Source organism: Kangiella taiwanensis (assembly GCF_020005165.1).
Lineage (GTDB): Bacteria > Pseudomonadota > Gammaproteobacteria > Enterobacterales > Kangiellaceae > Kangiella > Kangiella taiwanensis.
In genome coordinates, this window is sequence record NZ_JAHCLT010000001.1 from 209,118 (window position 1) to 221,963 (window position 12,846).

6 protein-coding genes are annotated in these 12,846 nt (G+C 45.3%); 2 read left to right on the plus strand and 4 right to left on the minus strand.

The annotated features are described in order from the left end of the window. Positions 1-37 precede the first annotated feature (37 nt). The 4 genes from KFK88_RS01025 to KFK88_RS01040 all read right to left on the minus strand — a co-directional run bounded on the left by KFK88_RS01025 (position 38) and on the right by KFK88_RS01040 (position 7,214). Complete coding sequence (locus KFK88_RS01025; protein ID WP_223576794.1) at positions 38-2,224, minus strand: PKD domain-containing protein; 2,187 nt, start codon at positions 2,222-2,224, stop codon at positions 38-40. A 330-nt stretch (positions 2,225-2,554) separates the two neighbouring features. Beyond that, positions 2,555-3,238: a hypothetical protein gene (locus tag KFK88_RS01030; RefSeq protein ID WP_223576795.1), complete on the minus strand. Its 684-nt coding sequence runs from the start codon at positions 3,236-3,238 to the stop codon at positions 2,555-2,557. A gap of 629 nt (positions 3,239-3,867) precedes the next feature. Then, the gene (locus KFK88_RS01035; RefSeq protein WP_223576796.1) at positions 3,868-5,253 is read right to left on the minus strand and encodes a DEAD/DEAH box helicase; all 1,386 of its coding nucleotides are present in this window, start codon (positions 5,251-5,253) and stop codon (positions 3,868-3,870) included. Between the two features lie 137 nt (positions 5,254-5,390). Continuing rightward, positions 5,391-7,214, minus strand: a complete 1,824-nt coding sequence (locus tag KFK88_RS01040) for a hypothetical protein (protein WP_223576797.1) — start codon at positions 7,212-7,214, stop codon at positions 5,391-5,393. A 305-nt stretch (positions 7,215-7,519) separates the two neighbouring features. Here KFK88_RS01040 and KFK88_RS01045 point away from each other — a divergent pair, with 305 nt between their 5' ends. Continuing rightward, positions 7,520-10,714, plus strand: coding sequence for an amidohydrolase family protein (locus KFK88_RS01045; protein ID WP_223576798.1), 3,195 nt, complete (start codon positions 7,520-7,522; stop codon positions 10,712-10,714). A 196-nt stretch (positions 10,715-10,910) separates the two neighbouring features. Beyond that, the gene (locus tag KFK88_RS01050) at positions 10,911-12,833 is read left to right on the plus strand and encodes a tetratricopeptide repeat-containing diguanylate cyclase (protein WP_223576799.1); all 1,923 of its coding nucleotides are present in this window, start codon (positions 10,911-10,913) and stop codon (positions 12,831-12,833) included. Positions 12,834-12,846: the final 13 nt, after the last annotated feature.

A 12,846-nucleotide genomic window follows, 5' to 3' on the forward strand; every position in this document is an offset into this window, starting at 1 on the left:
TTTACCTTTTATCGTGATGTTAAATCACGCTTCAGGACTAGTTACTTGTGAAAGTATAGTTTGCTTCAAACGTTTGTCCCGTTTCAGCGATTTCAAAACTGAACGTTAAGTTCGTTTCTACGCCTGCTGTAAGTGGTGACAACAATGCAAACTCAACTGCCTGACCTTCCAGTAACACATAGCCATCGTTAATGACTGTGAAGTATGGTGCAACATTACCTGAGTCATCCGTTACTTGGATGTTTGTAATGGTGTAGTTCTGGCCTTCCGCGATAATACTAAAGGTATCTAGCGTAAAGTCCGCTGAACCACTAACTGACGCATCTACTGTCGCACTTGAAGAGTACGGCATAGCCACCTGGTTAAAGGTTGCGCTCGCATCAGCACCAAACTGCTTACTTAGCGTTACTTGTGGCTGAATCACTTCAACATACACATAGTCTTCGATGCTTGCTTCCGTACCATCATCCACTACTAGCGCAATCACATAACTACCTTCTACATCAGCAGTAAAGTTAGGTGTTGCTACCGTAGCATCAGCAAATGCAGCTGCACTACCACTTGGTTTCGATACAAACGTCCATTGATACGTCAGCACATCGGCGTCAGCATCAAAGCTACCAGTACCATCCAACGTCACAGACGTTCCAGCCGTCACTCGCGCATCCAAACCAGCGTTTGCAATCGGTTTTGAATTTGCTGTTGCGGCAACGACAGTCACAGTATCAGCTTCTGATTTGATTGAGCCATCGTTCACGATTAACTGAATCGTGTAAGAACCTCCAACATCTGCTGTAAAGCTCGGATCAACCGAAGTTGAACTGCTTAGTGAGGCTGCACTTGTCGCAGGAGCAGAAATGATTGCCCACTCATACGCGATAGCATCACCATCGGCATCAAAGCTTGCTGAACCGTCTAATGAAACAGTTGCGCCCGTCTTAACACTTTGCTCTAAACCAGCATGTGCAATTGGAGCCGTATTCGCTTCAAGCGCTACAATGGTTACTGCATCAGCACTACTATTCACCGAACCATCATCTACGATCAATTCAGCTTCATAAGTACCTTCTACATCAGCGACAAATGTTGGTGTCGCTAAGCTTACATTATTTAATGCAGCGACACTTCCCGCTGGCGTTGAAGTTAATGCCCACTGATAGTTGACTAAGTCGCCATCAGCGTCTGAGCTCGCTGTACCATCTAATGTAACAACGGTACCAGCTTTAACATGCAGGTCATCACCCGCATCAGCCACAGGATCTGAGTTAGCAGAAGCAGAAACAACAGTCACCGCATCAACTTCACTGCTCATGCTACCGTCGCTCACAACCAGTTCAGCCGTGTATTCGCCATCAACATCGGCATCGAATGTTGGACGCGATGCAGTGCTATCACTTAACACAGCAGCACTTGCTGAAGGCTTCGCCGTTAATGTCCATTGATACGTGATTTGATCACCGTCAATGTCAGTACTTGCAGAACCGTCAAGCATGACTGTTGAACTTGTTTTAACGTTCTGATCTTTGCCTGCATTCGACACAGGTGCCGAATTGACTGTGGCAGCGATGATCGTTACAGAGTCCACATCACTATCGATCGTACCATCATTCACTACTAAGTCCGCAGTGTAAGTACCGTCAACATCCGCAATAAACGTAGGGCTTTCTACATCAGAGTCGCTTAGGACAGCTGCGCTACCCGAAGGCTTTGATGTAATTTCCCACTGATAGGTTAATGTATCACCATCAGCATCCACACTAGCAGAACCATCAAGCATCACGGTTGCACCCGTTTTCACATCTTGGTCCGGACCAGCGTTTGCTTCTGGTTTTTGATTAGCACTTGCGGCTACGATAGTCACACTGTCAACGTCACTTGATAGTACGCCATCGCTAACAACCAACTCTGCAGTATAAGAACCTTCAACATCTGCATTGAATGTTGGGCTCACTGAGGTTGCTGCAGTTAGTACTGCTGTACTGCCCGCAGGCGCTGAAGAAAGGGTCCATTGATACGTTAAAGTATCACCATCAGGGTCTGAGCTAGCTTCACCGTTAAGTGTAACTTCGGCGCCTACAGCTACATCCTGATCATCGCCAGCTTCCGCTACTGGCTTTTGGTTTTCTGAACCAGAATTATCGTCATTCGAGTCAGAATCGCTACAAGCTGACATGACGAACACTAAAAAGCTCATTGCTATTAGTCGTTTCATGATATCAAACATAGTTACTCCTCGTTCTCATTCCACCAGATAACAGTATCGTCGTCTGGCCTACAGGTTTCCGTATTCTTTCTACGTCAGTCCCCGTAATGGATAGATTTCGTTGTAACCAAAGCGATTGTCAATCCAGACAATAAAGGCCTTGATAGAAACCTTAGTTTCAAAGCTTTTAATTGTTTTGTGACTATCACATTCTACGGATTTAAAAAGGTATGTGTTTAAAGAACTGTAAAATCAATGAGTTACAAACCCCACCCCCGCCATAGTTCCTGTCTCACAAGAGCTATAGCTGGTTAGACCTTTAATAGCGATTTGCAAAGTGCGGCATCTAAATCAACATTTTGCTGGTGTGCTGTAAGGGTAATAGCAACCATCTCCCTCACGCGCCAGCTTATACATTTCGCGCACTCTCTTAGAGTGTTCATCACAATGAACGCTTTGATTAGCACCACTGTGTTCTAAGATCTTTGTGTAACGTTCATACGCTCGCCCTACTAGCCACCGACACCTTCCCTTATTCTTACTAATAAGCTGCTGCTTTATCACTGCTTGGCTTGGCGTGCTTGATGCGTAATGAGGATAGCGCTTCACCTTCTTATATCGTATAGGTTTTGCTTTCTCCATCTCCACCACGCTTAGCCCTTCCTCTGGCAAGGTTAATTTTTCATAGCTCCCTGTTGTAGGTGGTCTTGATGAAATAACTTTATTGCCGTTTTTATCCTTCCACGTATAAAGATTTGGCTTTTGTTCGGACGAGACGGAACTAGAAGCATCCAACCGTCGTTGGCTATTGTGTCGTGACGAACTATTGGAATAATCACTTGCTGCACTAGCTCTTGTTCCAGTTACGTTAGATCTATCTTTTTTTGAATCAACTGATGACGATTCCTTAGTATTTAATAGTTTTTGCGAACTATCCTCTAGACGTTGCGATTGATAATAATGGTAATAGGTGGTTGCACCGAAAAATAGCAAAACTAAGACAACTCCAAAAAGCGCTCCGATTAAATACCTCATATAACATCCTTGTTCAGTTCCATTAATCCAAGTCTAACCAACAATTCTCAAGAAGCAAATAAAGTTTTATCATCAGGTGATTGCAAAATTGTGCAATTTGGGAATATTTGTTGCACCACTATCCGGATCCGCTTCTCCACAATTTGCAGATTGCATTACAACGATTTATATTACGAACAGATAACTAAAAGCTATAACGCAAAATACAAATATTACAATCACCAGAGTGAGCGCACATTTACGTTAATGAAAGTTTTCTTCTTTAGGTTCGGTAGAACCATCATTTATTTATCTTTATGTGTGTGCCTCACTGCATTTATTCTTCTTGAGTACACAACTGCTTTTAGGGACAGAAAAAATATTCAAGGCACTGTAAATGAAGTTATTGTTCGTAGTAGCCATCACTACAATATTATGAATGTTAAATTAAAAGACGGTAGGCATGTGTACATGCCCACAAAATATAACAAAGTTGGTGACAAAATTACTCTGAATTGTTTTGAAGGAGGGCTAACAGGTAAACTTTCTTGTGATTACGTTTTCACTAAGTGAGCAAGCGTTGCCTCGAAGGAATGGCGTGACTTCGAGGTTTTATTACCTCGAACACGCTGACGCTGATCGAGGCTACATTACCCCTTTTTGTCCCAGACTTTACTCGAACTTTTATTAGCCGGCTTCTTTTTACGCAGCTTTCTTTTAGCTGTAGTTTTTCCTTTATTCGCTGACTTGCCTCTATACCCGTTCTTGCCTCTTTTCGGTTGGCTTCCCGTATCTTTAGCAGCGCCCGATTTCTTGCCAGACTGCTTTAGTTTGGCTTTTGCGAGTTTCTTTTTATGGGGTTTCTTTTTCTTAGCGGCTTTTAAGTCGGTTTCGGGGACGACATGATTAGGTTCAAAGTCGTCTACGATGATTCGTTCGAGTTGCTTTTGGATTAAATTTTGAATCGCGCGTAAATCATCGACTTCATCGGCGCTAACCAATGACACTGCGATACCTTTTTCTCCTGCACGGCCGGTACGTCCGATACGATGCACATAATCTTCGGCGACATTCGGCAGGTCGTAATTCACCACCACTGGCATCTGATCGATATCGATTCCGCGAGCAGCGACGTCGGTGGCGACTAAGGCTTGCACCTTGCCTGTTTTAAATTCGGCTAGCGCACGATTACGTGCATTTTGACTTTTACCACCATGAATCGAGCTTGCTTTGATATCATTTTTCTCAAGCGCCATACTCAGCCGATTCGCGCCACGGCGTGTCCTGACGAAAATCAATAGCTGATGCCAGCGATGTTCTTCGATAAGGAATTTCAACAGCGCGGCTTTTTGTTTTTTATCAACCGGATGAATCCACTGTTTTACGGAAGTCGCTGTGGCATTGGTTCTTTCTGTTTCTATTAATACTGGATTATTTAAAAACTGCTTACTGAGCTTTTTAATCGACTCTGAAAAAGTTGCGGAGAAAAGTAGCGTCTGACGCTTTTTAGGGAGCTTTGCCAAAATACGCTTAATACTCGGTAAAAAGCCCATATCGAGCATGCGATCCGCTTCATCCAGAACCAGAAACTCTAGATCGTTGAAGTTCACCGCATTCTTTTCCATCAAGTCCAATAAACGCCCTGGCGTTGCTACTAAAACATCAGTCCCTTTTCGTAGCTTTAGCATTTGCGGATTGATTTTAACGCCACCATAAACCACTTGTGACTTTAGGGATAAATCGGATGCGTATTTTTGCACACTTTGATGCACTTGCTCCGCCAGCTCTCGGGTCGGCGCTAGGATCAAGCAACGAGCCGAATTCGCCGATGGCTTTTTACCTTCTGACAGCTTTTGCAAGATCGGCACCGAAAAGCCCGCCGTTTTACCCGTTCCCGTCTGTGCCGCAGCCATAACATCCTCACCATTGAGGATCAGTGGAATCGCTTTTTGCTGAATAGGCGAAGGGGTCTTATAGCCGCTTTTATGCAGCGAATCGAGAAGAGGTTGGATCAAGTTGAGTTCGGAAAAGGTCATCAAAAGCTTTATAGGTGCAATAGACGACTAGTGTAACGGTTATCCCTACAAACTACGAGCGATTAACGCTCTCAGACATTCAAGACCCTTAATTCATAAACAAACTAAGGGCTTGGTTATGTATTATGTGGTATGAGTCAGTGCGCCTTCAAAACCGCATCTTTTCCGGGGCCACGTTCTTTTCTATCGGCTGGAATAAGCCTTACGCCTGAGCCTTCGCAGGAAACGATCCAGTCTCCGCCGCCACCCACATAGGTTGAGTTTCTATTGCTACCCTCAATATGTTGTGGGCCATCTGATACTGGCCCTTCGACAGTACCTTCGTAGGTAAACTCTTGCAGGTCGATTTTTAACTGCCCTCCTTCAATGTCCCAGCGGCCTGAATGTATATAAGTGGTGTAATTCACTTCTGTTCTATCGGCTCGAATCGTGTGAGGGTCTTCTATAATAAAAGCGCCACCGCCTTTAAAAGTAACAATTGGACCATCGTTCACATAGTTCACATCACCCTCACCACCGAGTTCAAAAATCTGCTCAGCGGCTCCTCTAAAGCGGAATCTATCTTTGGTGTCTGACGAGCTGATCATACGCTTGGCTTTTTCCAACTCTTCCAACTGTTCAGGCGGCACAAAGGCGCGAGCTTTTTCGATTGCTTCCAGCGCACCTTTTAAACTGTCTTGGGCTTCCGAGTCCGCCGTAGACTGCTCCATCCAACGACCTATATGGCAGGCACAATTGGCGCGATCACTATTCTCTTGCTTGATCTGTACACTGAGCGCTTCCCCTGAAGGCATAATTGCGGCTAACAGCAGTGGCCCTTCGCTTGGCTCAAGCTCAACTGCCTCAGTCACTCGAGTCCACGCACTTGGGCGACCTGCATCATCAGCATCAAACGCTCTATACGCCAGTTGCGCGCCTTGCGGATCAATGGTTAATAAAGGTGCCGAATCTTCGGGGAATCGTAACTCACGCAGTTGCACTGATAATGGCGGTCCTTCAATAGCCGCTTCGCAGGAGTGTGTTAAATCAAGCAACTCGACTTCCGCCTGAGAAGGTAAGTCACGTCCATCGGGCATCGTGATCTTATGGTCAGCCTGCGAAATAGCCCAATCCAACCATTGGTCAGGATGTAAAATCTCAGCAGCCCTTCGCGGCGTATCTAGATAATCAGGCCCACCCATGCCAAGTGAGATGCCCCAATCTATTCCAAACGATTGCTCGCCCCAGAAAAAGAAAGTTTGCGCATCATAGGTATGATCTGTCAAAGAACAATCGGGCTGGCGTTCAAAAAATTGTTCGATCTTGTTGTTACGCTCAGTAGTTCCTTCGACGACTTCGTGCGCGCCCCACTCTGCAGACCCTTCTACCCACCACCCTGAATCAGCGGTGAAGTCATAAGAACCATTCTGCATCGTATGCATCCACTCGTGTGACAATACAAATTTCTTTGTTCGCTCGCCGTCTATAGTGTGAGGCCTAACCACTAAGAGACACAAACCTTGAGGGAGTTCTCGTAATAAGTCTGGGCGGTTTCTTATAAAATAGTTTGCCTCTGCCTCGCCCGCGCACTGCGTAAAGGCTAAAGTGTCTCCGAGCAGATTTAGTTCACTTTCAACCAATAACACGGTGCGCTCTGGAGGGGTGGGCATATACGGTAATCGTCTTCCAGACTCCTCCTCTTCATCTTCAGCCGCCTCTCGCTCAGCTTCCGTTGGGAAATAACGCTGCAATTCTTCAAGACGAGGCGCGAGTGCTCTCAAACGCTCAAGCCATGGGTCACGGGTGCCCTGTTCCTCTCGCTTGCGTAACCGGTAGATCTTTTGCAGTCCAATTTGAAAGTCTACCTCCTGCAAATCCCCCATTGCGGTAATTTCAGCTCGATGCGCCTCTAATATACTGCGAGGTGTATCTCCAGAACTTGATGATGTACATACCGCTTCCGCAGCGGGAATCAACAACATGAGTCCGGCCGACACAAATAGGATTGACGAAATCAATCGCAACAAAGTTGTTATTGTAAGTTTCTGAGTAGAGGTATTCATGTCCATATCACCTTCCGTAAGTCCTGCCCTTTATGACTTCAGTATAATCTTTTTTTACACGAAATACTGTGGAATTGGTTTTGTACTCTATACCAGAAGATACAAACAAGCACGACATTCAAATTTCCTTACAATTTTCGCAACACTTCCCTTCTACACCCTTTGCCCTTTCGGTGCCAAGCCTTTATATTGCTAGGTTCGGACCATTTTATAAGAATGTTACAATGCATAAATATTCCATGATAAGCGGCCTTTTAGTGGCTTCTTTAGGCTTCGCAGCGCAGGCTGAGGAGAAAAAAGAAGAGGCTAAGTGGGACGTTAACAACCCTCCCGGTGAAGCAATCTTTGCCGAGTTAAACGTGACTGAAGGTACTTGGATGAACCTTGATGTGAGCCCGGACGGCAAAACCATTGCCTTTGATTTATTGGGCGATATCTACACCATGCCAATATCCGGTGGTAAGGCGACCAACATTACCAACAGCATGGCGTGGGATATGCAGCCGGATTTCTCTCCAGACGGTTCGCAAATTGCTTTTACCACCGACCAAGGTGGCGGCGATAATATCTGGGTAATGGATGTCGATGGTAGCGACCAGTATCAAGTCACCAAAGAAAACTTCCGTTTGTTAAACAATCCTAAGTGGAGCCCAGACGGCGACTATATTGCAGCACGTAAACACTTTACCGGCACTCGCTCGCTTGGTGCCGGTGAAATTTGGTTGTACCACAAATCTGGCGGTAGCGGCGTTCAGTTAAATAAACGCCCGAATGAACAAAAAGATTTAGGCGAGCCAGCCTTTACGCCAGACGGCAAGTATGTCTTATATTCCCGCGACTCTACGCCTGGCGGCTATTTCGAGTACAGCAAAGACTCGACTAAACAAATTTATGAAGTATTCGCGATTAATCGTGATACGGGCGAGACCGAAACTTGGATCGATGGCCCAGGTGGCGCAGTGCGCCCAGAGCCTTCACCAGACGGTAAATACATTGCTTTCGTTCGTCGTATCAGCGGCAAATCAGCATTGTTCTTACAAGATCGTAAAACGGGTGCAGAATTCCCCATTTACAAAGACTTAGAACGTGATATGCAAGAAACATGGGCCATTCACGGGGTGTACCCGAATTTCTCATGGACCCCAGATAGTGAAAACATCGTGTTCTGGGCTAAAGGCAAGCTGCAAAAAATCGACGTTGAATCGAAAGAAGTTGCCGAGATTCCTTTTGAGGTGAACGATAAGCGCGAAATGCGTGCTGCAGTGAAGCAGAAGAATCCAGTGGGTGACGATCGTTTCAACGCAAAAATGCTTCGTTGGCTACAGGTTTCTCCAGAAGGAGATCAAGCGGTCTTCCAAAGCTTAGGCAAGATTTATACCGTTGATTTGCCGGACGGCAAACCAGAACGTTTAACCCGCCAGAATGATCACTTCGAGCTGTACCCAAGCTATTCTGCCGATGGTGATGACATTATCTACACCACTTGGGACGACAAGAAGCTCGGCACAGTACGAGTGGTATCATCAAGCGGCGGTCGCGGTGAGGTGATTTCCGATAAGCCAGGACATTACATCAATCCTAGCTTAAGCCCGGATGGCGAATTTGCTGTTTACCAAGCGATCAGTGGTGGCTATATTACCAGCCCGCTTTACTCCAATGATACGGGTATTTTCAGCGTTAATCTTGAAGAAGAAGAAGTGACAAAGGTCACTGACTCGGGCTCAAATCCTTTCTTCGCAGGCGACAATGATCGCGTCTTCTTCTCAACAACTAAGGCGAACGGTGAAACTTACCAAGGTAAGTTAGTCAGCACTGACCTAACTGGAAACAACAAGCAAGAGCATTATGCAGGTAATTGGATTTCTGATTTCGCGGTCTCTCCAGACCAAAAATGGTTAGCCTTCACTCAGCGCTATCAAGTCTATGTGACGCCGTTTGTTAAGAGTGGTGGCGCCATCACGACAGGACCTTCTGCGGCGAACCTTCCGGTTAAGAAATTCTCGACATTTGCTGGCTCAAACCTTGCATGGTCAGAAGATGGTACCGAGCTCTCTTGGTCACTAGGCCCAACGCTTTACCAACAAAAACTTGCAGAGAAGTTCGATTTCTTAGCTGAAGGTGGCAAAGCGAGCGAAGGGACTGCACGCGAAACTAAGATTGAGCTTTCGGTTAAAGCCGATAAGCCAAGCGGCGTTACCGCTTTGGTCGGCGCCAAAGTTATCACCATGGAAGGCGACCAAGTTATCGAAAATGGTGTCGTGGTTGTAGAAAATAATCGCATCAAAGCGGTGGGTACGCGTGACCAAGTTTCTATTCCATCAGGTGCTAACACCATTGATGTTACAGGCAAAACGATTATTCCGGGCTTAGTGGATTATCACTGGCATGGCTCTTACGCTAACGATCAAATCCAACCTGAAACTAACTGGAATGCGCTAGCGTCGTTAGCCTTTGGTGTCACTACCACGCATAACCCTTCTGCTGATACGGAAGCGGTATTCTCAGCGAGCGAAATGCAGAAAGCAGGCTTAATCACTGCGCCACGTATTTTCTCCACGGGTACGATTTTGTACGGTGCAAACCATTACATCACTGCCGAAGTCGACAGCTTATCTGATGCTAATGGTCATTTAGAGCGCATGAAAGCCGCTGGTGCTTTCTCGGTAAAAAGCTACAACCAGCCACGTCGCGACCAGCGCCAACAAGTGCTGGAAGCTGCTCGCAACACCGGCATGCTAGTGGTGCCAGAAGGCGGGTCTTTATTCATGCATAACATGAGCATGATCATCGATGGTCACACGACCATTGAACACTCAATCCCTGTGGCCAATATTTATGACGATGTGAAGCAGTTATGGAGCCAAGCTGAAACCGCTTATGTGCCAACGCTTGGCGTCGCTTACGGTGGTATTTGGGGCGAGCGCTTCTGGTATGATCAAACCGACGTTTGGAAGCATCCGCTATTAAGCAAATTTGTCCCACGCGAAGTCTTAGAGCCTGCGTCTCGTCGTCGCATGAAAGCGCCGATGGAAGACTACAACCACATTAACAACGCGACCGTGGCAAAAGAGCTACAAGACCAAGGAGTTAAAGTTCTTGTCGGTGCTCACGGTCAACGCGAAGGCTTGGCTGCACATTGGGAGCTGTGGATGTTTGGACAAGGAGGCATGACACCTCTCGAAGCTTTACGTGCTGGCACTATTGATGGTGCTGAAATGCTAGGCATGGGCGAAGAGCTTGGCTCAATTAAAGCGGGGAAACTGGCGGACTTAGTTGTCTTAGACGCTGATCCAATGGAAAACCTACGCAACTCAGACAAAGTGACCATGGTGATGTTAAACGGTAAGCTCTATGATGCCGAAACCATGAATCAAATTGCACCGAAAGAAAAAGAACGTCCAGCCCTCTTTTTCGAGTAAGAAATGATGCTTTTTAATTGTATCATTTAGTACAAACCTGAGTTTGTTCAACTTTTAACCAGACAATGCACAACCGCATTGTCTGGTTATTCATTTTTTACAGGGATTGGTGTAAAGTGCGGTCTATAATTATCAATCTAATAAAAGGGAACTCGTGTACATCTATAGGAAATGCATACAGTTTGTATTCTTATGCTTGCTTAGTTGTAGTGCGTTCGCTTTTATAATCCCCGATACAGCTGCATCTCCTAACTACACGTCAGGATCTTCTGCTTCCAATACCATCAATGCTACGGCGCTACAGCAACAACTGTATGGCATGTCTAATCTATCCGTTCCAGAGCGTCAGCAGGAAGCGTTTTACTTAAAGATAAACAACCTACTGAATAAGCCCGATCTGGATAACCATTCAGAAGCTTTAGCTAATATTCTGATGGCTAACTACCATACCCTGAACGGCGACATCATCAGTGCTCGGGAGTATTTGTCCGTAGCAAAACCGTTAGTCGATACAGTGCAACAGGTGTCGCTTGATCGCCTCTACACTTACGCTAATATTTTTGTCGTGCGTAGTGAAGGTCACCTCGAACAGGCAATGGAAGACGCTGAAAGCTTGTACGCGGATGTTAAGGACATCTGGAGCCCTAATAAGCTAGGTGACTTAATTTTAGAGCGTGCCTACATAACAGCGCTCACTTCTCAGTATAAGAAGTCAATCGAACTGCTAGATCTTGCGCTGGATTATGCACTAAAAGCTGATGATCCTTATCTAATTTCTGAGACTTATAACGTTTTTGGTATTCTTTATAATTTTCTCAATGATCATCAATCTGCAATCATGTATTTTGAAAAAGCGATTGATGTCATGGAAAAGCATCCAACACTGATTAACAACATTTATTTCTACGCGAATTTGGCCGACTCTTATGCTCAAGTAAAACAGTACGATAAAGCTAATGAGTTAATCCAAAAGTCACACGAACTAGCCGCTGCTGAGGGTGACATGCCTTTGCAAGCGCTGGCCCATAAAGTTCAAGCAAGAGTACACACCAGCCAAGAAAATTACTTGCAAGCGCTCGAGGAACTGACCTTAGCTAAAGAGGTACAGGAACAGTCCGGAGAAAAACTTTTCGGTTATGAGCTTTATACAGACTTCGCTTATGCCTACCTCAAATCAGGTCAGATAGACAAAGCTGAGGAGCATTTAAATTTAGCGATCGAAAGTTCAGAAAGTGTTGCTGAGCTCGATGATTTTTATCTCAATAAGTTACGAGCCGAGATCAGCGCTCATCGTGGTGACTTCGAAAAAGCTTACAAACAACTCGATATCTCTTTTAGCACTTACAGAGAATCTTTTAATGATAACTTAACCTATGTCTCGAACTTATCTCGCGAGCAACTTGATCAAGAAAGGCTCGCATTCGAAAATAAATTATTAGAAAAAGAAAATCAGCTAAGCTCTGAATTCGTTGAGCAATATAAAGAGTACAGCATCTGGTTAGTCGTCTTGGTTTGCTTATTGTTGCTATTGCTTATTATCTGCTTCTGGCTTATTTCTAAATACCGCCGCGTTGCGCAGAAGAATGAGGAAATGGCGCTAACAGATAATCTCACGCACTTACCAAACCGACGTCAGGTCTTTCGTAAACTGGACAGTGAGCACCAAAAAACTGCGCTTGATAAAACCATATACAGCTTAATCATTTTCGATATTGATCACTTCAAAACCATTAATGATCGCTTTGGTCATAGGGTCGGCGACAAGGTTATTAACCGCCTTGCCAGTATTACACGGCATACACTTCGAGAGAATGATACGATTGGGCGCATTAGTGGTGAGGAATTCTTAATCATTCTGCCAGAAACGCAAATCAATGATGCCATCCAAATCGCAGACAGGCTAAATGAGCAGTTCGCTAACGCAGACTTTGAAGACTTGGCCGAAGGGATACATCTCACTGCGAGTTTTGGTGTCACTGAATACACACCTGACGATGAGAATCTCGACATGGTCATCAATCGTGCCGATAGATTATTATACAAAGCTAAAAAAGAAGGCCGAAACCGCGTGGTCTCGACCTCTAACGATAGTTCTTATGGCGAGGATGGTGAAAACTAATTTACACCATCCG